Origin of the sequence: Arthrobacter sp. NPDC080031 (genome assembly GCF_040702485.1) — a bacterium.
GTDB lineage: Bacteria > Actinomycetota > Actinomycetes > Actinomycetales > Micrococcaceae > Arthrobacter.
Genome location: NZ_JBFBLA010000015.1, coordinates 1 through 24,434, shown reverse-complemented (window position 1 = coordinate 24,434; position 24,434 = coordinate 1). Strand labels below are relative to the sequence as shown.

General features: G+C 64.9%; 21 protein-coding genes. 7 read left to right on the top strand and 14 right to left on the bottom strand.

Features of this window, described 5'->3' with window-relative positions; genetic code table 11:
* The first annotated feature begins 59 nt into the window (after positions 1 to 59).
* The gene (locus tag AB0323_RS13840; RefSeq protein WP_366177827.1) at positions 60 to 1,010 is read left to right on the top strand and encodes a D-2-hydroxyacid dehydrogenase family protein; all 951 of its coding nucleotides are present in this window, start codon (positions 60 to 62) and stop codon (positions 1,008 to 1,010) included.
* 30 nt (positions 1,011 to 1,040) lie between these two features.
* On the opposite strand, the gene AB0323_RS13835 is transcribed toward AB0323_RS13840, so the two are convergent.
* The 3 genes from AB0323_RS13835 to AB0323_RS13825 form a co-directional block, all read right to left on the bottom strand.
* Positions 1,041 to 1,583: a GNAT family N-acetyltransferase gene (locus AB0323_RS13835; protein WP_366177826.1), complete on the bottom strand. Its 543-nt coding sequence runs from the start codon at positions 1,581 to 1,583 to the stop codon at positions 1,041 to 1,043.
* A gap of 178 nt (positions 1,584 to 1,761) precedes the next feature.
* Positions 1,762 to 2,313 carry an NUDIX domain-containing protein gene (locus AB0323_RS13830; protein ID WP_366177825.1) on the bottom strand — a complete coding sequence of 184 codons (552 nt, stop codon included), beginning with the start codon at positions 2,311 to 2,313 and terminating at the stop codon, positions 1,762 to 1,764.
* 76 nt (positions 2,314 to 2,389) lie between these two features.
* Positions 2,390 to 3,523: a hypothetical protein gene (locus AB0323_RS13825; RefSeq protein ID WP_366177824.1), complete on the bottom strand. Its 1,134-nt coding sequence runs from the start codon at positions 3,521 to 3,523 to the stop codon at positions 2,390 to 2,392.
* Between the two features lie 544 nt (positions 3,524 to 4,067).
* Here AB0323_RS13825 and AB0323_RS13820 point away from each other — a divergent pair.
* Positions 4,068 to 5,678, top strand: a complete 1,611-nt coding sequence (locus AB0323_RS13820; protein WP_366177823.1) for an ABC-F family ATP-binding cassette domain-containing protein — start codon at positions 4,068 to 4,070, stop codon at positions 5,676 to 5,678.
* Positions 5,679 to 5,692: 14 nt separating this feature from the next.
* On the opposite strand, the gene AB0323_RS13815 is transcribed toward AB0323_RS13820, so the two are convergent.
* The 7 genes from AB0323_RS13815 to AB0323_RS13785 are packed head-to-tail and all read right to left on the bottom strand — an operon-like array spanning position 5,693 to position 12,385.
* The gene (locus AB0323_RS13815; protein WP_366177822.1) at positions 5,693 to 5,830 is read right to left on the bottom strand and encodes a hypothetical protein; all 138 of its coding nucleotides are present in this window, start codon (positions 5,828 to 5,830) and stop codon (positions 5,693 to 5,695) included.
* On the bottom strand, positions 5,827 to 7,236 hold the full coding sequence (locus AB0323_RS13810; protein ID WP_366177821.1) for an NtaA/DmoA family FMN-dependent monooxygenase: 1,410 nt from the start codon (positions 7,234 to 7,236) through the stop codon (positions 5,827 to 5,829). The genes AB0323_RS13815 and AB0323_RS13810 overlap by 4 nt, the downstream gene beginning before the upstream one ends.
* 9 nt (positions 7,237 to 7,245) lie before the next feature.
* Entirely contained in the window at positions 7,246 to 8,376 is a 1,131-nt protein-coding gene (locus AB0323_RS13805) for an LLM class flavin-dependent oxidoreductase (RefSeq protein ID WP_366177820.1), read from the bottom strand.
* Positions 8,360 to 9,520 (bottom strand): LLM class flavin-dependent oxidoreductase, encoded by a 1,161-nt coding sequence (locus tag AB0323_RS13800; protein WP_366177819.1) that lies wholly within the window; start codon positions 9,518 to 9,520, stop codon positions 8,360 to 8,362. The genes AB0323_RS13805 and AB0323_RS13800 overlap by 17 nt, the downstream gene beginning before the upstream one ends.
* Positions 9,517 to 10,515: an ABC transporter substrate-binding protein gene (locus AB0323_RS13795; protein ID WP_366177818.1), complete on the bottom strand. Its 999-nt coding sequence runs from the start codon at positions 10,513 to 10,515 to the stop codon at positions 9,517 to 9,519. The genes AB0323_RS13800 and AB0323_RS13795 overlap by 4 nt, the downstream gene beginning before the upstream one ends.
* Before the next feature lie 11 nt (positions 10,516 to 10,526).
* Positions 10,527 to 11,321, bottom strand: a complete 795-nt coding sequence (locus tag AB0323_RS13790; protein ID WP_366177817.1) for an amino acid ABC transporter ATP-binding protein — start codon at positions 11,319 to 11,321, stop codon at positions 10,527 to 10,529.
* Positions 11,318 to 12,385: an amino acid ABC transporter permease gene (locus AB0323_RS13785; protein WP_366177816.1), complete on the bottom strand. Its 1,068-nt coding sequence runs from the start codon at positions 12,383 to 12,385 to the stop codon at positions 11,318 to 11,320. Before AB0323_RS13785 ends, AB0323_RS13790 begins: the two co-directional genes overlap by 4 nt.
* Positions 12,386 to 12,651: 266 nt before the next feature.
* On the opposite strand from AB0323_RS13785, the gene AB0323_RS13780 reads away from it, so the two are divergent.
* Positions 12,652 to 14,604, top strand: coding sequence for an FAD/NAD(P)-binding protein (locus AB0323_RS13780; protein WP_366177815.1), 1,953 nt, complete (start codon positions 12,652 to 12,654; stop codon positions 14,602 to 14,604).
* 55 nt (positions 14,605 to 14,659) lie between these two features.
* Positions 14,660 to 15,181: a GNAT family N-acetyltransferase gene (locus AB0323_RS13775; protein ID WP_366177814.1), complete on the top strand. Its 522-nt coding sequence runs from the start codon at positions 14,660 to 14,662 to the stop codon at positions 15,179 to 15,181.
* Between the two features lie 37 nt (positions 15,182 to 15,218).
* On the opposite strand, the gene AB0323_RS13770 is transcribed toward AB0323_RS13775, so the two are convergent.
* Complete coding sequence (locus AB0323_RS13770; protein ID WP_366177813.1) at positions 15,219 to 15,800, bottom strand: DinB family protein; 582 nt, start codon at positions 15,798 to 15,800, stop codon at positions 15,219 to 15,221.
* A gap of 44 nt (positions 15,801 to 15,844) precedes the next feature.
* Here AB0323_RS13770 and AB0323_RS13765 point away from each other — a divergent pair, with 44 nt between their 5' ends.
* From AB0323_RS13765 to AB0323_RS13755, 3 genes are all read left to right on the top strand, one after another.
* Complete coding sequence (locus AB0323_RS13765; protein ID WP_366177812.1) at positions 15,845 to 16,402, top strand: dihydrofolate reductase family protein; 558 nt, start codon at positions 15,845 to 15,847, stop codon at positions 16,400 to 16,402.
* A 54-nt stretch (positions 16,403 to 16,456) separates the two neighbouring features.
* Positions 16,457 to 18,169 (top strand): helicase HerA-like domain-containing protein, encoded by a 1,713-nt coding sequence (locus AB0323_RS13760; protein ID WP_366177811.1) that lies wholly within the window; start codon positions 16,457 to 16,459, stop codon positions 18,167 to 18,169.
* 113 nt (positions 18,170 to 18,282) lie between these two features.
* Entirely contained in the window at positions 18,283 to 19,275 is a 993-nt protein-coding gene (locus AB0323_RS13755) for a hypothetical protein (protein WP_366177906.1), read from the top strand.
* 162 nt (positions 19,276 to 19,437) lie between these two features.
* Here AB0323_RS13755 and AB0323_RS13750 read toward each other — a convergent pair whose 3' ends face one another.
* From AB0323_RS13750 to AB0323_RS13740, 3 genes are all read right to left on the bottom strand, one after another.
* On the bottom strand, positions 19,438 to 21,411 hold the full coding sequence (locus tag AB0323_RS13750) for an NHL domain-containing thioredoxin family protein (protein ID WP_366177810.1): 1,974 nt from the start codon (positions 21,409 to 21,411) through the stop codon (positions 19,438 to 19,440).
* On the bottom strand, positions 21,411 to 23,576 hold the full coding sequence (locus tag AB0323_RS13745) for a cytochrome c oxidase assembly protein (RefSeq protein WP_366177809.1): 2,166 nt from the start codon (positions 23,574 to 23,576) through the stop codon (positions 21,411 to 21,413). Before AB0323_RS13745 ends, AB0323_RS13750 begins: the two co-directional genes overlap by 1 nt.
* Positions 23,577 to 23,682: 106 nt before the next feature.
* Positions 23,683 to 23,967, bottom strand: a complete 285-nt coding sequence (locus tag AB0323_RS13740; RefSeq protein ID WP_184739845.1) for an HU family DNA-binding protein — start codon at positions 23,965 to 23,967, stop codon at positions 23,683 to 23,685.
* Positions 23,968 to 24,434: the final 467 nt, after the last annotated feature.

Sequence of the window (24,434 nt, the reverse complement as noted above, 5' to 3'; positions counted from 1 at the left end):
TCGACTTGCTGGTGTAACTTTCCACATAGCCGCGACTCCGCCCAGCGAAAGGGAATTCCATGGTCCAGCGCCTTGCCATCCTCGACGACTATCAAGCGGTCGCCTACGACTATGCGCCCTGGGCTCAGCTTGCCGGTGATGGCGTCGATGTCACCGTCTTCACGGAGCCTTTGGCGAACGCGGTGGACGCCCTCCGCGAATTCGACATCGTCATGGCCATGCGGGAACGGACCGCCTTCGACGCCGGGCTCCTCCGGGAACTGCCGAAGCTGAAGCTCCTGGTCACCACCGGAATGGCCAACGCAGCCATCGACCTGCGCGCGGCCGAGGAGCAGGGCATCACTGTCTGTGGGACAGGCGGCTCACCCGCTGCGGCGCCCGAGCTGACGTGGTCCCTGCTTCTGGCTTTCGCACGCAAGGTGCCGTTCGAGGACCGTCGGCTGCGCGCGGGAAACTGGCAGAGCACCGTGGGTTTCGAACTGTCAGGAAAGACCCTCGGAGTGCTGGGACTGGGCAATATCGGGAGCAAAATCGCCGGTTACGCCAAGGCGTTCGGCATGGAGGTGATTGCTTGGAGTCCGAACCTCACGGAAGAGACTGCCGCCGCGGCCGGTGCCAGGAAGGCGAGTAAAGAGGCACTCTTCGGGGAGGCCGACGTCGTGAGTGTCCACGTGCGGTTATCGGAAAGGTCCCGGGGACTCGTCGGGGAGGACGAACTGCGGCTCCTCGGCCCCGAAGGCGTCCTGGTGAACACAGCCCGCGGGCCGATCGTGGACGAGGCTGCCCTCCTCCGCGGGCTCAACGAAGGGTGGCTCGGCGGCGCGGCCCTGGACGTATACGACGTCGAGCCCCTGCCAGCTGGCCACCCCCTCCTCACTGCACCGCGAACCGTGCTGACACCGCACTTGGGTTACGTCACGTCGCAAAGCTACGCCCGCTTCTACGGCGAGGCGTTCGACGATGTCCGCGCGTGGGTGCGGGGGAATCCGGTGCGGGTGCTCACTTCTTAGGGCGTCATGGTCGCGGGCTGACTGAGCCTGTCAGTCGTGAAGGACCACTTGGTAGAGGTTGTGGTCTTGCCATTCTCCGGCAATCTGCAGGTATCGCGGTGCCATGCCGATCTTCCGGAACCCGGCCTTGAGCAGCACCCGCTGCGAGGCTGCGTTGTGGAGAAGAGTGCTCGCCTCGATGCGGTGCAATCCGAGTTCGTCGCGCGCCATGTTGACTATTGCTTGGACCGCTGCGGACGCCAGCCCGCGGCCTGCATAATCGCCGTCCACCCAGTAACCGAGCCCCGCGCTCTGGAAGGGACCACGGACGATTCCTGCCACGTTAAATCGGCCTACGAGTCGATCGCCGTCGAACAGGCCAAGCGGATATGCATCCCCGGCATTATGCGCGACGAGTCGGTTGGCAATGTCGGCGGCCTGCCATTTTTCGGTGAAATACTCCTCGGGCCGCGTTGGCTCCCAAGGTGAAAGGTACGCGCGGTTGCGCACATACGCGGCGGCAAGCCCTGCCGCGTCACTGATGCGCAACACGCGCATGCTGACGCTCTCACTAAGTTGGCGCGGTTCAATCATCGATCAACCTTAGACCAGTCGCAGCCGTCAATAAGTGCTTTGTTGTTCTTCAAACCGGGCAATCACAGCCGCATCCGGTTTGTGGAACGTTCGCCAGTCCGAGCGAACATCGACCCACCGTGCGGGCTGACCATCCTCTGACAGGAGCTCAGATGAACGACGAGCTTTCGTGCATTTGTTAGCCGATCCGTATCCCACTCAGTGACATCGCTGCGCGCCGGACGCGTTTCAAGCGCTCGGAGAAGCCTGCCGACAGTTGAACCGGCAATTCGTTGATCGGGAACCAGCGGACGTCCTCGCTTTCATCACTCACGACGATCTCCGCGTCCGGGTCTGCTGTCGCGGCGAATCCCACGTCCCAATGGGCTGTGCATGAGAATCCCCCATGCAGATCGTGTCGGTCAAGATCCACGATTGCCGGAGATAGCAGGACCAGGTCGTCAATTCCGGACTCCTCGCGAGCCTCCCTTTGCGCAGCTTCCGCCACCGATGCGTCTTCCGACTCGATGTGACCGCCGAACTGCACCCAGAACTGCCCCTTGCGATGGAAACACAGGAGAACACGATCGAATTCAGGCGAAAACACGAAGCAGGACCCGGTGACATGCTGCGGCCCACCATCTCGACGCAACGCGGCGTTCTCCGCCAAGTTCACGAAATGCAGATACGCGTCTCGTGATTCCGATTCAGGAAGTGCCATAAGGCTGGTGAGCAGATTGGCGAGAGGCATGCTGCCATCTTGCCGCACGGGCCAACGCTCTGCCCAGACCCCTGATTTCCCGGTGCTTCAATGTCATACCGGTTCGTCAAGCCACGCGGATGCCGTGGTCAGCGAGGAACTCGCGGGCACGGCCCATCTGGCGGTCGGCGGAGAAGGCGTACCACTGTTCGCTAAGGTTCTCGCCGTGGACGAGATCACGGAACCGGAAGAAGGCACCTTTGCCCTCGATCGCACGCTCCAGCCGCTCCCGAAGGGCCTCATCGTGCTGCCGCCCGGCGAAGGCCGCCATGTCCCGCCAACCGTTCCGGGAATCGGCGCGGCTGATTCGAAGCCAACGGTCCGGCTCCTCCTCCACGTCGATGGCGGCGTCCTCCCCGACCATCATCGGGTCAGCAGCGCTCTCGTCGTACACCTGCCCGGTGTGTAGGTCGAGGTAGCCACCGTCCGACAGTTCGGGATCCCCTTCCAACACGGTGCTGAGCATGTCCAGGTCTACTGGCACTACTTTGCCTGTCAGCGGCTCGCGGCGCAGGGCGGCTAGAAGATCCTCGGCCAGGATCCGGTCCCCGGCGCCGTCGCGCCAAGTCAGCCGGTTGATAACCGAGAGTGCCACCGGCTCGGCTTCCTGTCGTCTTTGCTTCAGCGCCATCGGGATGCCGGCCCCCGCCTGTTGAAGAGCGTCATCGATGTCGTGCCCCGTCACCGCCGCGAGGAAGCGGGCCGCATCTGCCGCCGCGATGGCTTCCCGCAGTTCGGACAGGTCGAGCCGGGGCACTTGCACCTGTGAGGGCCAGGCGTGCAGCAGCATTGGGTGCGGCTGGCTCGGTTTCCCCGGGGCCGGGCTCTCGCCCTCGTCGTCGGCCCACCGGCGCCCGTACTGGTCCGGGATGCTGCCCCAGCCCCGGTACGGCAGGGGGGCATTAGGGCGGATACCCAATACCTCAAGCGGGTCGACCTTCACCTCCCCGACCACGCATCGGTGTGTCCAGGCGTCACCGAGGTCGTACGTGAACTGAAACTCAGCCCCAGGCTCCACCGTCCGGACGACCTTGGCAGCAGCGATGTCGATTGGCGCGATGATCGGGCCGCGGATCGATCCGGCTATCTCGGTTCCGGTCTCTTGGTCGGTGATCACCCGGCCGTCAGCCAGGGTAAACAGTGACAGGTGTGAGCGGTCCCATCGGGCGAAGGCATCGTTGATGGCGTTGGCGAGATCCATGAAGGTATGCGAGGGTCCGACCGCGAAGATGCGCCCGGGCCAGGGCCACAGCTCCTCGCCACGACCGCCGAGCAGTTCCACCGTCACAGATAACCACGTTCGTGCCATACCCAAGGATGGCACGCGCCGCGGCGCTGCCGTACTCGGGGAACTGCAGGGCCCCTGCGCGAGCCTCGATAGGGATGAGCTGAAACCTATGCACGCCCTTGAATGCGACGATGTCCCTGCGATCCGGCTCTATAACAGTCCTCCCAATTGGCCGCTCTAGAAGTTTGCCGATATGGTTTTGGCTATGGAGATTGAGGTCGACAGAGCCTAGCCACCTGACGTTCGGTGGCCGACCGGTTGATTGCGCTCATGCGCGCCCGGTGAAAATCCCCTTTCAGCTGTCTGTAGTCGCTGTTCCCGGCGGCCCGGCTTCGCTAATAGCTCCCTACGTCCGGTGCAGTGCCCTCCGAAGTAGCGCGCGTTTTCGCGCCCCGGAGAGAGCACGTCGACCCATGACTACGCCCCCTGATGGGCAAGAACCAAAGGACTGTGTCTCATGTCAGAACAATCAGCCATCACCTTGCACGACCTGTCATTCGAGTGGCCTGACGGCAGCCCCGCTCTTAACCGGCTCAATGGCGCCATGACCACCGGCCGGACTGGACTAGTCGGTCGCAATGGTGCAGGAAAATCGACCCTGCTCCGTTTAATCGCCGGCAAGCTAAAGCCGACCCTAGGGCGCGTCGAAACCGTCGGTGACGTCGGCTACCTCCCCCAGACGCTGACCCTCGGACACGACACGACGGTCGCCGCATTGCTCGGCATCGACACCATCCTCAAGGCGCTCCATGCCATTGAGGATGGCGACGTTGATGAGCGCCATTTCGACACGGTCGGCGACGACTGGGACATTGAGTCCCGGGCAGACGAGGCGCTGCACGAAATCGGCTTCTCCGCGGGTGATCTCAAGCGACAGGTCGGGGAGCTCTCAGGTGGCGAGGCAATGCTCATCGCGCTGACCGGGCTGCGCATCCGCCGCACCCCGGTCACGCTCCTCGACGAGCCAACCAACAACCTTGATCCGCGCACCCGGGCCAAACTTGCAGACTTCGTTGACAGCTGGCCGGGCACACTCGTGGTGGTCAGCCACGACCTCGAATTGCTTGAGCACATGGACTCCACAGCTGAGCTTCATGCCGGCAAGCTTGACGTGTTTGGTGGCCCTTACAGCCTTTTCACAGAACATCGCGAGCAGGAACAAGCCGCCGCCATCCAGGCAGCCCGCAGCGCCCAGCAAGCGCTGAAGGTCGAGAAGAAACAACGCGTCGAAGCCGAAACGAAGCTTGCCCGCCGCGAGCGCACAGCGAAGAAAACCCAAGCCAGCGGCGGCATCCCGAAGATCCTGGCCGGCAACCGTGCGAGCAGGGCGCAAGCATCTGCGGGCTCTTTGCGCTCGACCCTCGACGGCAAGGTGCTATCAGCCCAGGCCGCCGTCGACGCCGCCGACGCGAGGGTCCGGGAGGTTGAGCACATCCATCTCACTCTTCCCGATCCCGATGTGCCGCGGAGCCGCCGGATCGCCGAGCTGAGCGACGGCTCCCGCACGATTGTCATCCAAGGCCCCGAGCGCGTGGCCTTGGTGGGACCCAACGGCTCCGGCAAGTCAACGCTCCTCACGCACCTCGTCGAGGGACGCCCCGCAGAATCCTCGGGCCGGCTCACCGGACGGCTGCTGACCGACCGGGTGGGATACCTCCAACAACGGCTCGACGGTCTGGACGATTCCCGCTCGGCACTGGACAACGTCAGGGAGGCGGCGCCGGCGTCGAAGCCCGGAGACATCCGCAATCAACTGGCACGCCTCCTCCTCCGGGGATCCACCGTTGATCGCCCGGTCTCCAGCCTGTCGGGAGGAGAACGGTTCCGGGTCAGCCTCGCGAAGCTGCTCCGGGCGGAGCCGCCCGCCCAGCTACTGGTCCTCGACGAACCGACGAACAACCTCGACATTGCGAGCGTCGAGCAGCTCGCCGAAGCCCTCGACGCCTACCGCGGCGCACTGTTGATCGTGAGCCACAATCACGGGTTTCTCAGGCGCCTGAATATCGACACAGTGGCCGAGCTTGACGGTCTAGGGGGCTTGAGCGAGCGCACCGAGCTGCTCGCCTAGCGACCCTCAGCCAATCAGAGCTGCTGTTCCCACACAGTTAGCTGGAGCCGCACAAGGGCCGCGTCCGGATCGCGGGAGCCGCCGTCGTCGGTCTGCAAGCCGACGACGGCGGCCGCGAGCCGCGCGGCTAGGCTCGCCGTGCGCCCACTCACCGCGTGACCCCGGCGTGCACCGGAACCGACGACTCCGAGCGCACCGGCGTCGCGAGACCCAGGTTCTCGCGGAGGGTCGAGCCGGCGTACTCGGTGGGGTACACACCGCGTTCCTGAAGCTCGGGCACCAGATGGTTCACGATGTCGTCCAGGCCTGTCGGAATGAGCCATGGCGAAATGTTGAAGCCGTCCACTGCACCCACCTGGGCGTATTCAGCCAAGGTGTCGGCCACGGCTGTGTAGGACCCCGTGAACGTCGCGTCCACCCTTGAAGTCCTGGAGCTCACGAACTGCCTGATGGATAGGCCCTTCTCCTTGGCCTCGGCGCGCCACTGCTCGGCGAGTTGCCGGGCCTTGGCACCGTGGAAACCACTGCCACGGGTCTCGGAGGTCTCCTCCACCACCGGATCGATCTCCGGAAGCGGACCATCGGGATCGTAGGCAGACAGCTCCCGGCCCCAGAACTGTTCGAGATACGCAACTGCCTGCTGCGGCCCGATCTGCAGGCTTCGGACCCATTCCTTCTTTTCGCGCGCTTCCTTGTCGGTCGCGGCGAGGATGAACTCGCTGGCAGGCATGATCTGGACGTCGTTGGCGCCCCGTCCGGCAGCCACGGAGCGCGCGACGATATCGGCGCGGAACTCCACGGCGTCGTCGAACTTCGGGTGCGCCGAGAAGATGACATCCGCTTGCCGGGCGGCGAAGTCGCGGCCCTCGGGAGAGTCGCCGGCCTGGAACAACACCGGCCTGTACTGGGCGCTGCGCGGCAGCCGGGGCGTGAAGTCCACGGAATAGTGCTGCCCCGAGTGGTGCACGCTGCGGACATGCGATGGAACCGCCCAGGAATCCGCGGAGACGGACGGGGAGACCGCCCCGTCCTCCCACGAATCCCAGATCCTCTTGGCCGTCTCCACGAAGGCTTCGGCATGGACATAGCGATCGGCATGGTCCAGATAGCCGCCCCGCCGGAAGTTGGCCCCGGTCCAGGCATTGTCCGTGGTCACGACGTTCCAAGCCGCGCGCCCGCCGGAGAGCAAGTCGAGCGAGGCGAGCCGGTGCGCGAGGTCGGCGGGATCGTTATACGTGGTGTTCTGCGTTGCCACGAGCCCGATGTTGGACGTCACTGACGCGAGCGCCGCGAGCATGGTCTGTGCGTCCGGCCTCCCCGCCACATCCAAGGCGTGCGGACGGCCGAGGTGTTCGCGCAAGCGCAGGCCTTCGCCCAGGAAGAAAGCAGCGAACAGCCCGCGCTCGGCGGTCTGGGCGATCCTCCGGAACGACTCAAAATCGGTCTGCGAACCGGATTCCGACGCCTTCCAGATGGTGCCGGAATTGACGCCCTGGAAGAAGATCCCGAACTGGATCTTCCCGCTCGGCTGGAATTTAGCACGGTTGTGCTGTGTCATGTTCTCTCCTCAGTTTTCCGAGCCAACGCTCGCGTACCGGCTCAGGGGCCGTTGAAGACCCAGCAATTCCCGGAACGTGCCGCCCTGGGCAACAGGTTTAAGCGCCTCGCGGCGCCGAAGCTCGGGCAGCACCAACTGGGCCAGCTCCTCGAGCTCCACGTCCAGCACAGCTGGATGCAGCCGAACGCCGTCGGCCACCGCAAGCAGCTCCGCCAGGAAGTCAACGAGCTCCGCGGCTGTGCCGACAAAACGCGCGCGGGAACTGGACCACGGCGTAAACGCGTCCAGTTCGGCGAGCCGCGCGGAGGCGTTCTGCCCGCGCGCGTCAAGGACGACGTCGAGCCCCGCCACTACCGCGGCGCCTCCCGCAAGAGCCCGACGTACCTCCGCCACCTCCGCGGCGAGCAGCGAAGGCGTCGGAGCGGACACCAGCACCACATCGGCGTCCGATGGAAGCAAGCCGGCCTGCGCAATCACGGGCAATTGCCCCTGCAGCGGGCGAGGAATGATGGAGGGTCCCTTCACCGAGTACCCGGGCCCTGCGAATTCCGCTGGTGTCTCGAAGTCGACGTAGTGGAGTTTGTCGACGTCAAGGTACCGCCCGGTGGCCACGTCGCGGATCACGGCGCCGTCCTCCCAGGAATCCCAGAGTCGCCGGCTCACCTCCACCGACGCCGCGGCCTCCTGCGCCAGCGCGGCACCTTCAGCAAAAGAGCGCCCGACGGCGGCAGCCTCCTCCGCGGAGCCGCTCGCCGCGGCGAGCCAACCGGCCCGTCCACCCGAGACGTAGTCCAGGCTCGCCAGCTGCGTCGAAACGTGGAAGGGCTCGGTGTAGACCGTGTCGACTTCAGGGACCAGCACGATCGAACTTGTCACCGGCCCGGCGAAGGCGGCCCGCTGCAAGGCGTTCAGACGGCCGGCGATGTCACGTCCGGAACTCACCGGCCCATCGGCGAACGTCGCCACATGGAACCCCGCCGACTCCGCCGCCAAGACTGTGCTCCGGATCCGCGCACCGTTCAGCAATCCATCGGGTGCATGCCGGGCGCTGCGCCAAGCGGCTGGGTGGGCGCCGTCGCCGTCGAGCTCCAAGGCCAAGAATCCGGACAGGCCCGGACGAGAGTCAGTGGGCGTAGGCATGATTCCTCCTGTAGCTTGCGTGATCTGCAGTGACGGTTCCGGCTGCGTCCGGTGATGCGGCCCCGGCGAACTCCGGACGACCACCGAAGGGATCCACCGGCTCCCACAGGGTGGTTGGCGCGGCAGCGCGGACCGCCGGGATGACCTCGAGCGCGAACCGCTCAAGGATCTCCAGTTGCTGCTCGAAAGGCAGCGTGGTGGGCAAGGAAATGGACTGCAGATCGTGGCCGTAGAGCGAGTGGTAGCTCAGGATCTTGTCGATGACCTGCTCCGGGCTGCCAACCAGCGCAGGACCTTCAGCCACGGCGTGGTCGATGTCCCGGAACGGCGAATTGTTGCCCGGGACGTTGCGTCCAATCGTCAAGGCCTCGTAGATCGGCCCGAACTGGCGCTTGGCTTCCTGCGTGGTGTCTGCGATGAACACTCCACCGGCGCCGGAACCCGAGCCGAGGTACTGGTGGCGCGGATCGTGACCGTGGCGTTTGTATTCCTCGCGGTAGTGGTTGATCAGGACCTTGTAGTTCTCCCGAGGCTGGATGGCATTGGCGGTGAAAAGCGGGTCGCCCCATTGGGCTGCGAGCGCAGCCGAAGTGAGGGTTGTAGCCGAGCCGTGCCAAATCCGCGGCGAACCGGCAAACGGTCGCGGCGTCGTTGTTGTTCCTTCGGTCAATGCGGGCCGGAAACGGCCGGACCACGTGACGTTCTCCTCCCGCCACAGCCGCCGCAACAGTCCATATTTTTCGGCAACCAGCTCCCACTGGTCATCCAGCGAAAGCCCGAACAGAGGGTACTGCAGCACCTCGTTGCCCTTGCCGATCACAACTTCTAGGCGCCCCCGGCTCAATTGGTCGATCGTGGCATAGTCTTCGGCCACCCGCACAGGATCGAGCACTGACAAAACGGTGACGCCGGTCTGGAGCCTGATGCGGCTGGTGACGGCCGCGACCGCGGCGAGGACCGTCGTCGGGGACGAAGAGATGAACTCTCCCGCGTGCCGCTCCCCTACGGCGAAACTGTCAAAATCCAGCTCCTCGGCCCTGCGGGCAGTCTCCACCACCTGGTTGAGCCGCTCCGCCGTCGAGACAATTTCCCCGGTTACCGGGTTCTTCAGGTGCGGAATGATATCGAGTACCTGGAACTTCACTGTGTTTTCCCTGCCTGGGTACTCCCGAAGTTTGCCTCGGTCACGGTTTTGGATTCCGGCAGGGCTTCCTCGGTTAGCCCCCAGCGCTCCAGGACCTTCCCGTAGGAACCGTCCTTGATGGCCGAATTCAGTGCATCCGTGATGGCCGGCGCCAGGCCGTTGCCTTTGAGGGTGGTAGCTGCGACGAGGGTCTCGGAGGGCCAGCCGGCATTGACTTTGCCCACCACTTTCAGGTCGTTCCGGGTATTTTCCCGGTAGGACACGGATGGGTAGGGCGCGATGTTCAAGTCCGTCCTGCCGGAGGAGAGCGCCAGGATGGTGTCGGCGTCGGAAGAGTAGTACTGCAGGGTCGCCGGGGCCTTGCCGCGGGACTCGAGGTCCTTGTTCCAGGCCAGGAGGATCTTTTCCTGGTTGGTTCCCGAGCCCACCGAGACCTTCAGCCCGGAGATGTCATCCGCGCCCTTGATGTTGTACGTCGACGACTTCTTGGCTTCGAAGCCCATGTAGGCGGCGCGGTATGTGGAGAAGTCGAACAGTTTCACCCGGTCCTTGTTGATGCCTACGTTCGAGAACACGGCTTCGAAATCCCCCGACTGCGTCTTGAGCGGCCAGTTCTCCCAGGAGGTGACCTGCACGTCCAGGGCGAGGCCCAGCTTGTCGGCTACAAGTTGTGCGAGGTCCACTTCGACGCCGATCGGGGTCTTGTTGTCCGTCGCGTAGAAGGACAACGGGATGGATCCAGCCGTGGTGGCGACCGTCAGTTTGCCGTCCTTGCCGATCGCAGCGGGAACTGCGGCTGCCGCGGCGGGGTCCTTCTGCGCCCGGATGCGATTCTGCTCGGGCGAGGCATTGTAGGCAACGCCGTTACGGGCGGTACTCGGGGACGGGCTGGCACCCGCAGCGGACGCGCCGGGGTCGGAGCATCCGGCGAGCGCCGGGAGTACGACGGCGGGCAGCACTGCGAGCGCGAGAAGCCTGGTTTTGATGCGTGGCATGTAGGAATTCCTCAAATGTTGAAAGCTGGTTCGATGACCTTGGAGAAAAAGATCCGCGTCCGGGGTTCACGGGGATTCGCGAAGATCTCCTGGGGACTGCCTTGCTCCACGATCTGGCCTTGATCCATGAAGACCACGGTGTCCGCCACATCACGGGCGAAGCCCATTTCGTGCGTGACTACGATCAACGTGGTGCCGGACGTGGCGAGTTCTCGGATGACGTCCAGGACCTCGTTGACAAGCTCCGGATCCAACGCCGAAGTGGGTTCGTCGAAGAGCAGGATCTTGGGGTCAAGGGCCAGCGCCCGTGCGATGGCAACGCGCTGCTGCTGGCCGCCGGACAATTGCCGCGGATAGGCATCGGCCCGGTCCTTGAGGCCCACGCGGTCTAGGAGTTCCAGCGCACGCTTGCGCGCTTCGGCTTTGTTCCGGTGGAGCGCGACGACGGGCGCTTCGGTCACGTTCTCTAGTGCGGTGAGGTGCGGGAACAGGTTGAAGTTCTGGAACACCATGCCGATGTCCGTGCGCTGCTTGAGGATGTCCTTCTCGCGCAATTCGTGTAGCTTGTTTCCCCGGACCTGGTAGCCCACTAATTGGCCGTCGATGGTGATGTACCCGCCGTCCACTTTCTCCAAGTGGTTGATGGTCCGCAGGAGCGTGGACTTCCCGGAGCCGGAGGGCCCCACGATCACTGCGACTCCGCCGGTCGGCACCGTGAGGGACACTCCTTTGAGGACTTCCGAGCCCCCGAAAGACTTGCGGACGTTGGTGATTTCCACATGGCCGCGGGTTGCAGCGGTACTCATCGGGCTTCCTTCGCTCGGTCAAGGTTCACGGGTGCGTGGGTGGCAAAGAACTTCCTGGCCTTCTGCAGTGGAGTGAGCGGCAGGTTCCGAACCGCGCCCTTCGAGTAGTAGCGCTCGATGTAGTACTGGAAAACACTCAGGACCGAGGTAATCGCCACATACCAGAGGGTCGCCACGAGGAGCAGCGGAAGGACCTGCTGGGTGCGGTTATAGATGACCTGCACGGTGTAGAAGAGCTCGGAATAGGCCAGGACGTAGACGATCGAGGTTCCCTTGACCAGGCCGATGATCTCGTTGAAAGCGGTGGGCAGGATGGCCCGCATGGCCTGCGGCAAGACGATCCTCGTGGAGCGTCGCCAGGCCGGAATGCCCAGGGCCGCGGCTGCCTCGAGCTGGCCCTGATCCACCGAGAGGATGCCGCCTCGGATGATCTCGGCCGAGTACGCCGCCTGGTTGAGGGTCAAGCCCAGGACGGCCGCCGCGAATTGGCTAATGAGCGTGGTGGTCTGGACCTCGAAGAAGCGGATGTCCGTGAAGGGGATTCCTAGGCTGATTTTCTCGTAGAGGTAACCCAGGTTGTACCAAAGCAGCATCTGCACCAACAACGGCGTGGAGCGGAAGATCCAGGAGAACGTCCAGGACACCGAGACCAGGAGCGGCGAGGCCGAGAGCCTCATGAGCGCCAGGATGAAGCCGAGGACAAAGCCCAGCGCGCCGGAGATGGCCGTCAGCTTCAGCGTCTCCCCGAGGCCGTTGACCACGGACTGCGCGGTGAACCATTGCGCGACCACACCCCATTCCCAGCGCGGGTTCGTCGCGAGGGACCAAGCCACTGCGACAACCCCGAGCGCCACCAGCACTGTGCCTACCCAGCGCCATGGTTGCCGCGCCGGGACCAGTTTGTAGCCGGAGTAGTCGGCTGCGGGCCGGGCGACGGCACTGTGGGCAGCGGCACTCTGGGCGGCGTCCGCCGTCGGGCTTTCCGCGACGGCACTGCGTCCCAAAAAGGCGCCCGGCGCCTGTTCCTGTGCGGACTGCGCCGCTGTGGTTGCTGCTGAACTCATGCGCCACCTCGCTTCGTAGGGGTTGTTGGCTATCGGATGGCTGCCAATCTAGGGGCGCGTTCGAAGCAGCTGCAAGGCGGATTTTTGCACTTCTTCATGGGGGTTCATGGCGCTACTCCGCGCTTCACAGGGCGCCATATGAGTCGGTTCTTTGCGCTCGTTGACGCACCGTGACGCGTAGTGAACGGCTGTTACCCGGGCCTCGACCAGGGCCCCGAAGCGTCCCTAGGCTCGGGTACCACCAGCCACCGCCAACAGGAGTTGCCATGCCGTCCTTCGCCCCCACCATCGTGTTTATCGGCGGTGGTCCGCGCTCAGCCGGCATCCTCGAGCGGCTCGCAGCCAACAAGCCCGGCCTCTTCGACGGGCCCCTTTCCATCCACGTGGTCGAGCCGTACGAACCCGGTTCCGGGAGGATCTGGCGCTATGACCAGAGCCCGGGACTCCTGCTCAACTCCACGGCAGCGGACGTCACGATGTTCACCGACAGTTCCGTGGCCTGCGACGGTCCCTCCGTGGACGGTCCGGGCCTAGCCGCATGGGCGGCCGGCGTGCTGGAGGGTTCCATCCGCGACGTCCCGCAGTTCGAGCCCCACCTCCTTGAGCAGCTCCACGCATTGACACCGTCGTCGTTTCCCAGCCGCCAACTCCAGAGCAGATACCTCGAGTGGTTCTTCCGCAGGGCCGTCGCGGCGCTCGGCCCGGACGTCACGGTGACCGTCCACCGGGACACGGCCACCGCCGTCGAACATCTTGCTCCAGGGTCAGACGGCGGTGCGAAGTACCGCGTGCGGCTCGCCTCGGACGGGGCACTGGAAGCGGATCTCGTGGTGTATTCGCTGGGCCACACTGACTCCCGGGCCGATCCGGAATCAGCGCGGCTTGCCGATTTCGCCGCCCGCCGCGGCGGGTTCCACGCGGCGCCGTCGTACACCACCGACGTCGACTATTCGGCGATCGCACCCGGCCAGGACGTCCTGGTTTCGGGCATGGGCCTGGCATTCGTGGACCTTCTGGTGCTCCTGTTCGAGGGCCGCGGGGGCGTCTTCGAAGACAGGCCCGACGGCGGCCTGGAGTATGTGCCGTCCGGGGCCGAGCCGCGGCTCTGGGCAGGCTCCCGGCGCGGAGTCCCCTACCACTCCAAGATCTCCTCCACCCTGCGCGGCGAGCCCGTCGGCGCCCCGAGGTACTTCACCCCGGGCGCCGTGGAATCGCTGCTCGCCGCTCACGGGGAGCTGGATTTCCGGACCCAGCTATGGCCGCTCATCGCCAAGGACGCCGGCTACGCCTATTACCGCGAGCTCTTCGTCGGCTATCCGGCACGGGTCCATGGCGGCTGGGAAGAGTTTTCGGCGCGCTTCGATGCCGTGGATTGGTACAGCCGCGAACGCGAAGACCTCGTGGCCGCGGCCATCCCGGACCCGACCCTCCGGCTCGATCTCGAGGCCCTGGACCAACCGTTCGGCGGCTGCGCCTTCGCGGACCATGCCGCCGTGCAAAGATCCGTGGCGGCCTACATCGAACGCGACCTCAAGCTCCGCACGAGCCCGGACCACTCGGAAACCTTGGCCTTGTTCACGGCCCTGCTCCGCGTCTACATGGAACTCGGCCAGCTGGTCCCCCAGGAGCGGCTAAACTCGCGCTCCCAACAAGCGGTGCACGGGTGGTGGCACGGCTTCTTCAGCTTCGTGGATTCCGGGCCGCCGCCCCACCGGCTGCGCGAGATCCTCGCCCTGCACCGGGCCGGGTTGCTGCAGTTCCTTGGCCCGGGCATGTGGGTGCGTCCGGACGAAGCCAGCGGCCGGTTCGTGGCCGGTTCCTTCCAATCGCCCGTAGTGGTGGACGCTGCGGCGTACATCGAGGCCCGGTTGCCGTCGCCGTCGGTCACGCGATCGGCCAACCCCGCGCTGGCGGACCTGCACGACGCCGGTTGGGGCACCGAACAGTCGCTCCTCACCTCGGACGGCCCGCACTCCACCGGTAAGCTGTTGGTCTCGAGTTCGCACGAAGTCCTGGCGCCCGACGGCGGACGGCAGGTGGGCCTCTTCGCCGTCGGACCCTGGACCTCGGGTTGGGGCGCGGGTGCGTTCGCGCGGCCGGAGACGAACGCCGCACCGTTCCGCGAGAATGACGCCTTGGCCCGCCGGCTCCTGGCCGAACTGTCCGCCCGTCACCCACGCACCAGCCACCCAACTGACTCGCAGTTGTTGTCGTTTTGACGCCTCATAACGACAACAACTGCGAGTCAGTTGGGAAATTCACGAAAGGCATGACATGACAACAACGCCAACCCAGCGGTCGTCGGGCCTTGCCGTCCTCACGTTGCCGATGCGCGATCCACGCGTCAAGCCCCTCCTGGACGAACTCGCCGTCGAATACACCACGCGCTACGGGGACCTCTTTGGCAGCGGTGGCGCAGCCGAGGAGCTCAACAGGTACCCGGCCGGCGAGTTTGCCGCACCCCACGGCGCCCTCCTCATCCTGCAGGAGAACGGCGAAACCGTCGCAGGCGGCGCATTCCGCCGCTACGACTCCCGCACGGCGGAGCTCAAGCGGATCTGGACGCATTCGGCGCACCGCCGTCGCGGCCTGGCCCGCGTGGTCCTCGCGGAGCTGGAGGCCGAGGCTTCCCGACGCGGCTACCGACGGATCTACCTCACCACCGGTCCGCGGCAGCCCGAAGCCAAGAACCTGTACCTGGCCACGGGCTACACCCCCCTGTTCGACGTCGACGCCGATCCGGAAGAGATCAAGCACTTGGCGTTCACGAAGGATCTTGCACCCACTGAAGCGTGAGATCTCGGCCCTTTCGTGCGCTCAAAGGGGCGAGATCTCACCCCTCGATTGCTACCCGCGCCGCGGCCTCGATCCGGGCCCGGTGATCGGCCCATTCTTCGGGGCTTCGCTGTGACAAATTCAGGTCCCCGGGGCCCTTCCCCGCGGAACCGTCGATGAGCTCACGAAGTATGTCGGCATGACCCAAGTGCTGGGCCGTCTCGACGCACATGTGCACCAGGATCTGATGGAGCGTCACATGTCGACGTTCTTCGGGCCACCACGGCACTTCCCCGCGAGCGTCGAGTGGGAGCGACTCGATGGTTGCATCGCTGTGCTCGGCCGAGAACCGGTGAAGTTCGATAATCTCGTCCCGGCTCTCTTCCGGGGGAACCCACAGGTCCGCGTCGGCTTCGGCGTCGTCTGCGAACCACGGTAAGTCCCGACCGCTGGGCCGGCCAAAGACTTCCCCGAAGTACCCCAGCTCCACGCTGGCCACATGCTTGACCAGTCCCAGGAGGTTGGTGCCGGTGGGGGTCATGGGCCGGCGGACGTCGTACTCGTCGAGTCCGTCAAGCTTGGCGAGGAGCTCGCCGCGACGGGCGCGCAGGTATTTGAGCAGAATCCCTTTGTCATCCATCCGGGCACTATACCGTTGCCGTCCCGGGTGTGTACCGTCTGTGCATGGCGAAACTGATCTACGCAGGGATCATGTCCCTGGACGGCTACACCGCCGATGCCGACGGGAAATTCGATTGGAGCATGCCGGACGAAGAAGTGCACGCCTTCGTCAACGACTTGGAGCGGCCCATCGGCACATACCTCTACGGCAGGCGAATGTACGAGGTCATGTCCGCATGGGAGGACATGTCCCTTTCCGACGAGCCGGCGGTCATGCGGGACTATGCGGAGATCTGGCGTGCCGCGGACAAGATCGTATATTCCACGAGTTTGGAAAGTCCGTCCACCGCAAAGACACGCCTTGAGCGGGAGTTCGACGCCGGAGCCATCCGCGCGCTGAAAGAGTCGTCAGAGCAGGACATGTCCATTGGTGGCACGGTTCTCGCCGCCCAGGCCATCAAGGCCGGACTGGTGGACGAGTTCTGTCTCTTCCTCACGCCGGTGGTCGTCGGAGGCGGCAAACAATTCCTCCCGGACGGCGTGGGCGTGGCCCTTGAGCTGTTGGACGAACGTCGCTTTGGCAACGGAGTCGTCTACCTCCGGTACGCCAAGCGAGCATAAGCAGTCAGGCAAATTTTCCGCCCAACTGCCGCCCTGCACCACTAGGCTATGCGCATGGCCAAGAAAACAGCAGCGGAAAAACTTGCCACGATCCAGCAGGGATACACCCTCGATGGGCCCACGATCGAGCTGGGTGCCGCCATCGTCGACGGTGAAGTCCACAAAGAAGCGCAAGTCCGGTTGCCACTGTCCATGATGAACCGGCACGGCCTGGTGGCCGGGGCCACGGGCACCGGCAAGACCGTCACCCTGCACATGATGGCAGAACAGCTCTCCACTGCCGGAGTCCCCGTCTTCTTGGCTGACATCAAAGGAGACCTTTCAGGACTCGCCACCGCCGCGACGGCCAGCGAAAAACTCACGGCCCGCACAGCGAGCCTCGGCCAAGATTGGTCCGGCAAGGCTTTTCCGGTCGAGTTTCTCTCGCTGGGCGGGGATGGCAACGGCGTTCCGGTCCGCGCAACGATCACCTCGTTCGGCCCGATTCTGCTTTCACGCATCATGGAGCTCAATGACACCCAGGAATCCAGCCTGCAGCTGATCTTCCACTTCGCCGACCAGAAAAAACTCGAACTGATCGACCTCAAAGACCTGCGCGCAGTCATCCAGTTCCTGACCTCGGACGAGGGCAAGGCTGAACTCGAGGACCTCGGCGGACTATCCAAGGCCACGGCCGGCGTCATCCTGCGCGAGCTCGTGAATCTCGAGGCCGAAGGCATGGAGAAGTTCTTCGGCGAGCCGGAATTCGATACCGCGGAACTTCTCCGCACGGCCCCGGACGGCCGCGGTGTGATCAGTTGCCTCGAATTGCCGACGCTCCAGACCAAGCCCATGCTGTTCTCGACGTTCCTCATGTGGCTGCTTGCGGACTTGTTCGAAGACCTCCCCGAGGCGGGAGACCTGGACAAACCCAAGCTGGTGTTCTTCCTCGACGAAGCCCATTTGCTCTTCACCGGCGCATCCAAGGCCTTCCTCGAAGCCATCACCACCACGGTGCGGCTCATCCGGTCCAAGGGGGTCGGGATCTTCTTCGTCACCCAGACGCCCAAGGATGTTCCTGCCGCCGTCCTCGGCCAGCTTGCCAACCGGGTCCAGCACGCCCTGCGCGCGTTTACCCCGGAGGACGCCAAAGCGCTCAAGGCCACCGTGTCCACATTCCCGGTGAGCGACTACGACCTTGAGGAAACACTCACCTCGGCCGGTATCGGCGAAGCGGTCATCACAGTCATGAACGAAAGAGGCGCGCCCACGCCCGTGGCGCTGACGAAGCTGCGTGCCCCCGAATCGGTGATGGGACCCAGCACGGACGGGCTGATCGGCAGCACCATCGCAGCTTCCCCGCTGCTTCCCAAGTACGGCACCGCCGTGGACAACATCTCGGCCTACGAGAAACTCAGCGGCAAAGAGACCGCACCCGCCACGGGAGAGGCAGCGCCAGGTCAGCCTCCGGTACCGGGTGCCCTTGACCCCCATGCCGTTGAGGCAGAAGCCCGCAGGATCGAGGAAGAAATCCTTGGCCGTCCCAGCAGTCGTCCGCTGCCAGGCTCCGCGCCGGAAGACTGGCCGTCCGCACCGGCACCGGCCAATGCACCGGCCAACGCACCGGCACCTGCGCCGCAGCAAGACGGGATGATGGGCGATCTCGCAGGCGTCCTGGGTGGTGCGCTCGGGGGCGGAATCAAGAGCATGGCACGGTCCTTCGGCACGCAACTCGGCCGGGAATTGCTCCGCGGAGTGTTCGGAACCTCATCGCGTCGGCGCCGCTAAAGCGGAGCAGCCGCCCGCCGTCGGGCCCCTCCCCAAGAGCATCTTCAGCCGTCACCTGAGGGAAGGGATGACGAGGTATTGCTGAACCGGCGGGTAACGTAAAGGGCGTGCAGTTGAGTCAAGCGTTGGTCAAGACCGCGGCCGGGTGGCTGCTCGGTCTGATGCTTGCCGTGGCCGCTGCGATCGTTTCCGTCAACCTGGTGAGCAACTCCATAGCCAGCCCGCAGCAGCAAGTGCGCGATTACCTTTCGGCCCTCCAGAAGGGGCATGGCGGGGAAGCCCTCGGGCTCCTGCACGCGTCCGTGCCCAACGCCAATGCCGCCATGCTGGACGGTACCGCCCTGCAGACGGCGGCGTCGAAGATCACCGATATCAAGCTCGGCAACGCCGAATCCCGTGGCAGCAACCGGGTGACCGTCCCCATGGACTACCAGATCGACGGCAAGGCGCTGCACACGGACTTCCTGCTTGAACGGACGGGCACCGAGTGGCTGTTCTTCGGCAAGTGGTCCTTCGTGCCGTCATCCTTGCCGACGATCGAGGTCACGGTGGTGAACGCCAACGAGGCAACGCTGAACGGCGTCCCTGTGAACCTGCCCAATGGCCGCAACAGCTTTGCCGTGTTTTACCCCGGCCAATACGAAGCCAGCCTCACCGGCAAATATTTCTCCGCGCCGACTACCAGCACGTCGGTGACCACGGGCGCCCTGCCACAGGCACCCCTCAACCTTGTGACCAAGCCCACCGACGCCATGATCAAGGTGGTGAGCGACAAGGTCAAGGAATTCCTGGACACCTGCGCCGCTGACGCCACCAAGCAGCAAAAGCTCCAACCCGACTGCCCGTTCTACCACGTGACCAACAGCCGGGTGGTGGATGGCACCATCAAATGGCAGATCACGGAGTATCCCAAGGTCAGCATCGACCCCTTTAACGGACAGTGGGTCGTGGCGCCCCTCAACGGCAAAGCCAAGGTAACAGCCCGCGAAATCGACCTCTTCAGCGGGCAAGTCGGCGACCTCAGCGCCGTTCACGACTTCAGCTTCACCACACGTTTGGACATAGGGGCGGACACCATCACCGTCACCCCGCTGGTGAGCTTCTAGGCTGGCGCCTTTGTTAGCCGCCCCAGCGTCACGCAGCGCAGGTTTTTGGCCGCCCTGAGTACTCAAACCCCGGATTTCCGGGACCGGGGTCGGAGCAAAGAGCCAAAAAGATGCGTCCCGTGACGCAGGCCGGCGAACCAGCCAGCCCTAGAAGGCCACTGCCTAGTCCATCCCGCGCAGGTCAAGCACCAGTTCGGAGTCGCCGTCGGCCTGCAGGACCACGGGGATGCCCCAGTCTTGCTGGTAGAGGTGGCACGCGGCGTGATCGGGGATTTCTCCGTCCTCGGTCTCCGGGCCATCACACGCAGCCGCCCGGGCCGTAATGTGGAGGATCCCCTCAGGTACGTCCGCGGACAGCTCGAGGGTGCGCAGCAGCCCCACGGACGTCCCACCCCCCGAAAGCAGCAGCTCGGGCGGGGTCGAGGAGATCTTGAGCTGGGTAGGATCGCCCCAGCGGTCATCGAGCTTCTGGCCGGTAGGGGCTGTGAAGCGCACGGTGAGCTCAAGGTTCCCCGGCGCCACGGGGCTCTTGGGCCGCTGCGTCTGCGAGGCTCCCTCGTCCACCTGCTGGGCTTCCTTGGGGATGGGAACCAGGACCAGTTGGTGCTTGTTGGATTCGACCACCACCAACAGCGGTTCGCCGCTTTCCGGGTAGACCACGACGACGTCGCTCGGCTCGGCGAGCCCCCGCGCCAGAGTGGAAACCGTCTTCGTCGCGGGATCGTAGCGCCGCACGGCACCGTTGTAGGTGTCCGCGATGGCGACGGAGCCATCAGGGAGCACTGTGACACCCAGGGGGTGCTGCAGGCGAGCCGCGGTGGCCTCGCCGTCCCGGAAACCGAAATCGAACAAGCCCTTGCCCACGGCCGACTCAACGGTCACGCCGGATTCGCCCAGGACCAGGCGGCGCAACGCCGAGGTCTCGGAGTCGGCCACCCAGATGTTGTCTTCCGCATCCACGGCCAGGGCGGAAGGCTGGGCGAACCAGGCTTCCTCGGCGGGTCCGTCAAGCAACCCTTCAAGGCCCGAGCCGGCCAGGATCGATACCTCGCCGCTGAGAGGCTCGAAGGCGAAGATCTGGTGCGTTCCGGCCATCGCGATGACAACGCGCTGCAGCTTCTCGCTCCACACCACGTCCCACGGCGAGGACAAGGACACCCCGGTCCCGACACCGAGCACCCCGACGTCGACCGCGTCGGCCGCGAAGTCAGCCGGACCGGCGTCGTGGTGTTCAGCCCAAACACCGGCACCGCTTTCCGTCACGCGGGCAGGGCCGGCGTCGAGCAGTCGCTGTACGCCGTTGCCGGCAACGGTCTGCACATAACCCGAGCTGAGCGTCACGCCGCGGAGGCGGTGGTTCACGGTGTCCGCGACCACTGCTTCGTACCCGAGCTGCCAGGCAAGCTCCGCCGGGAGTACCGCCACGCCCTGCGGCTCGTTGAACTGGGCAATTTCCGCCGCGCCGTCCAGGTAACCCTTGGTTCCGGAACCGATGACGCGCTCCACGGTCTCAAGGTCCGGTCGCAGTTCCACCAAACGGTGGTGGCCCGAATCGACCACAAGGTAGTTGCCGTTGTCCAGCTGGGTCGCCTTGCCCGGGAAGCGCAGGGTGCCCGACGTCGGGACGGGAGCCACATAGGGGCCGTCACCGCGGTGGAGGGTCCCCTTGGCTTCGTGCTCGGCCACCAGCTCCTCAAGGAGCACCGCAAGCCCGTCTGCGTGGCCCTCACCGGAAAGATGCGCCACGATGTAGCCCTCGGGATCCACAACCACCAGCGTCGGCCAGGCGCGGGCCGTGTAGGCCTTCCACGTGGCGAGCTCGGGGTCGTCCAGGACGGGGTGGTGGATTTCGTAGCGCTCCACGGCGGATGCGAGGGCCACGGGATCGGCTTCGTGCTCGAACTTGGGCGAGTGCACGCCGACCGTCACCAGGACATCGGAGTACTTTTCCTCGAGCGGGCGCAGCTCATCCAGGACATGCAGGCAGTTGATGCAGCAGAACGTCCAGAAGTCCAGCAGCACGATCTTGCCGCGCAGCGCTTCCAGGTCCAGGGTCTTCCCGCCCGTGTTGAGCCAGCCACGGCCCACCAGTTCAGAGGCGCGGACACGCAGTTGGGTGCGTACGGATTCGCTCATCAGCGTCCTTCCAGGTTGGTCTTGCTTCCGGGCTGTTTGACGTCCCGATCAATCAGTTTCGCATCGCGGTCTGCAAGCCGCGCAAACATATCGTTGTAAGCATTAAGGTCGGCGTCGTTATTCCTGTCGGCCGCCCGGTCCGTGCGTTTGGTCTCCCGCTCATCCGAACGCGACCACATGACCGCGACGCCGATTGCCACCAGCAAGGTGGGAACTTCGCCAATTCCCCAGGCCACAGCACCGCCTGTCTGCTGGTCCAGCAAGGCCGATTGTCCCCAGGTCCGGCCGAGATTGCCGAAGTAGTCGGCAGCCAGCAGCCCGGTCCCTCCCATGATGGACACACCGAAGAAAGCGTGGAAGCCCATCGTGGCGAGCAAGAGGAGCAAACGCATCGGGTAGGGCGCCCGACGTGGCAACGGGTCGGTGCCGATCATGGTGAGGACAAAGATGTAGCCGGTCAGCAGGAAGTGCAGGTTCATCAGCTCATGGCCCACGTGCTCACGCATCGCCCAGCCGAACGCGTCCGAGAAGTAGAACAAGACGATCGAGCCGGCGAAGTTCGCGGCCGCAAACAGCGGGTGCGTCACCACTTGGGAGAACTTCGAATGCACAAACACCAGGAGCCACTCACGAAGGCCACGGGAGCCGTCGCCTCGCGATCCTTCGCCGCGTGACGGCAGGGCCCGCAATGCCAACGTGACCGGCGAACCCAGCACAAGGAACAGCGGGGCCACCATCGTCAACGCCATGTGGTCCACCATGTGCGCGGAGAACAGTACGCGGCCGTAGACCGACGGCGGTCCGGAGGTGATGTAGGTCAGCACCACCAGGCCGATCATCCAGTTAGCGGCACGGAACCATGACCAGGAGTCACCGCGGCGGCGCACCTTAACCACGCCGAGGATATAGCTCGCCGCGCCGAAGAGGGCCACAGCCACCCAAAGCCAGTCGAAGCGCCACTCGGTCAACCAGCGCGCGGGCGTCAGTTCGGGCGGCAGCTCGTAACCTGACAGGATAAAGGCCGGCGAGGCGTCCGGCGCGTAAGTGGTGGGCAGCGGCGGTGCCGAACTGGCCAGCGCGACGGCGAGTCCCGACGTCGCGCCCATCACCAGGAGTTCTACCAACACCAGCTGCCACAGCACGCGACGCGTAGTCATGGACTTACGGCCCAACTGCGGAATGACCCACTGGCGGTGCATGAAACCAATGCAGCCGAGGACAACAGTGGCCAGCGCCTTCGCCAGGATTATCTGCCCATACGGGGTGCCGACCAAAGCCGAAAAGCTTGTGACGCGAATGCTCGCGTTGACGACGCCCGAGGCGAAGACCAGCACGAAGGCAAAGCCTGCCAGAGCGGAGAACCGGCGGAGCGTCTGCTCTGTAATGTCCTTGGTGCCTGTTGCCTTGGAACCCCGCAGGAGGCTCGACAGGACAGCAAGCATGATGATGCCGCCCACCCAGGTGGACACGCCCACCAGGTGAAGACCGAGCGAATTGATGGCACCCTCGTGGTCGCTGGAACTCGCGGAATGGCCGATCAGAGCGCTCGGCACCAGGCCGCCCAGTGCCAGGACAAGCGTCAGAGCGAGTCCCGCCAACGACCGGACGCCGAACAGCGCCGTCGTGACAATCGCCGCGATGATCGTCACCGCGAGCCACGCCTGGCCCGTCTGGATGTCCGTCATGAAATAGACGAGGGAAGCGGTGAACTGCGCGTCCCCGGAGAGGCTCTGCCCGGCCACATCCGCGTACGTCAGCACAAGGACCGCGACGGCGGAGAGCGTCCAGGCGGCGCCTGCTGCGGCCGCTACGGCCAAGGCGCGGGTGAATGCGGGGTGTTCAGGGGCATCGTCGCCCTTGGATCGGGATACATGCTTGGGAAGGATAACGACGGCGAAGATCAGTCCGCCGATCACAGTCGCCAAGGACACGTTGTGGATCGCTTTGGCGACGGGCAGCCCCCAGCGAACCAAGGCGCCTGGATCAGAGACCTGCCGAGCAGCCGAGGCGCCGGAGAAGACCAGGGCGCCCGCGAGAGCCAGGAGGAGCGCAGCAAAGCCCGCCAGCTGCCACGGCAAGGAGATGCCTTCCACGGCAGCGCCTGCCTTGGTTCCCGGCTTGGAAGCGGGCGAAGGGGCAGTGGCGGGAGTTTTGGCTGATGGCACCTATCCATTGTCCGCTAACGTCGGCGGCGCGGCGAATCGGGCGGATTAAAGCAGAAAGGCGGCAACCCGCAGGTTGCCGCCTTTCCTAGGCGTTCGCCGAAGTGTCTTACTTCTTGGCGACAGCTGCCTTCAGCTTGGAGCCGGCGGTCAGCTTGACGCTGTGGCCAGCGGCGATCTGGATGGTCTCGCCGGTCTGCGGGTTGCGGCCCGTGCGGGCTGCGCGGTCGGTGCGCTCGATGGCGAGCCAGCCCGGAATGGTGATCTTCTCGCCAGCGGCGACGGAAGTCTCGAAAACTTCGAACAGGGCATCGAGCACGGAGTTGACTGCAGCCTGGCTGGTGCCAGCCTTGCCAGCAACCTCGGAAACCAGTTCGCTACGGTTCTTAGCCATTTGTGTCCTCCTGGACTTTACGATTTTGGAGCTCACACACGGCATGCGTGCGAGCCACTGTTCGAAAACTTACCAGCTTGGGAGGGCACGGCCAGCAAATTCCGCGTGTTTCCGCGCTTTTTTGACCAAATTCACCCTATTTCGGGCGCTTTTGGGGGTCAATTCCGCCGCGGGCGAACTCTCCGACCCCCTCAAACGCCCGCTCACATATGCCGGGCTTTCGCCGGACGCCGGCTCACTTATACCGGGTCCTGGCCGGACGCCGGCTCACTTATGGCCGGTTTCGGCGGGACGCCGGCTCACTTCTGGTGGGCGGCGGGTGGAGGCCGGGGTCCGGTCCGTCTGGTGTTGTTAAATGGGTCAGGCCCCGACGTGTGTCGGGGCCTGGCCGTGAATGGTTGTCCGGCGGTGTCCTACTCTCCCACACCCTCCCGGGTGCAGTACCATCGGCGCTGTGGGTCTTAGCT

Excerpts from the sequence above, each read along its gene's own strand:
- AB0323_RS13840 (WP_366177827.1), top strand. The coding sequence starts at position 60 with ATGGTCCAGCGCCTTGCCATCCTCGACGACTATCAAGCGGTCGCCTAC.
- AB0323_RS13835 (WP_366177826.1), bottom strand. The coding sequence starts at position 1,583 with ATGATTGAACCGCGCCAACTTAGTGAGAGCGTCAGCATGCGCGTGTTG.
- AB0323_RS13830 (WP_366177825.1), bottom strand. The coding sequence starts at position 2,313 with ATGCCTCTCGCCAATCTGCTCACCAGCCTTATGGCACTTCCTGAATCG.
- AB0323_RS13825 (WP_366177824.1), bottom strand. The coding sequence starts at position 3,523 with ATGGATCTCGCCAACGCCATCAACGATGCCTTCGCCCGATGGGACCGC.
- AB0323_RS13820 (WP_366177823.1), top strand. The coding sequence starts at position 4,068 with ATGTCAGAACAATCAGCCATCACCTTGCACGACCTGTCATTCGAGTGG.
- AB0323_RS13810 (WP_366177821.1), bottom strand. The coding sequence starts at position 7,236 with ATGACACAGCACAACCGTGCTAAATTCCAGCCGAGCGGGAAGATCCAG.
- AB0323_RS13805 (WP_366177820.1), bottom strand. The coding sequence starts at position 8,376 with ATGCCTACGCCCACTGACTCTCGTCCGGGCCTGTCCGGATTCTTGGCC.
- AB0323_RS13795 (WP_366177818.1), bottom strand. The coding sequence starts at position 10,515 with ATGCCACGCATCAAAACCAGGCTTCTCGCGCTCGCAGTGCTGCCCGCC.
- AB0323_RS13790 (WP_366177817.1), bottom strand. The coding sequence starts at position 11,321 with ATGAGTACCGCTGCAACCCGCGGCCATGTGGAAATCACCAACGTCCGC.
- AB0323_RS13785 (WP_366177816.1), bottom strand. The coding sequence starts at position 12,385 with ATGAGTTCAGCAGCAACCACAGCGGCGCAGTCCGCACAGGAACAGGCG.
- AB0323_RS13780 (WP_366177815.1), top strand. The coding sequence starts at position 12,652 with ATGCCGTCCTTCGCCCCCACCATCGTGTTTATCGGCGGTGGTCCGCGC.
- AB0323_RS13775 (WP_366177814.1), top strand. The coding sequence starts at position 14,660 with ATGACAACAACGCCAACCCAGCGGTCGTCGGGCCTTGCCGTCCTCACG.
- AB0323_RS13770 (WP_366177813.1), bottom strand. The coding sequence starts at position 15,800 with ATGGATGACAAAGGGATTCTGCTCAAATACCTGCGCGCCCGTCGCGGC.
- AB0323_RS13765 (WP_366177812.1), top strand. The coding sequence starts at position 15,845 with ATGGCGAAACTGATCTACGCAGGGATCATGTCCCTGGACGGCTACACC.
- AB0323_RS13760 (WP_366177811.1), top strand. The coding sequence starts at position 16,457 with ATGGCCAAGAAAACAGCAGCGGAAAAACTTGCCACGATCCAGCAGGGA.
- AB0323_RS13750 (WP_366177810.1), bottom strand. The coding sequence starts at position 21,411 with ATGAGCGAATCCGTACGCACCCAACTGCGTGTCCGCGCCTCTGAACTG.
- AB0323_RS13740 (WP_184739845.1), bottom strand. The coding sequence starts at position 23,967 with ATGGCTAAGAACCGTAGCGAACTGGTTTCCGAGGTTGCTGGCAAGGCT.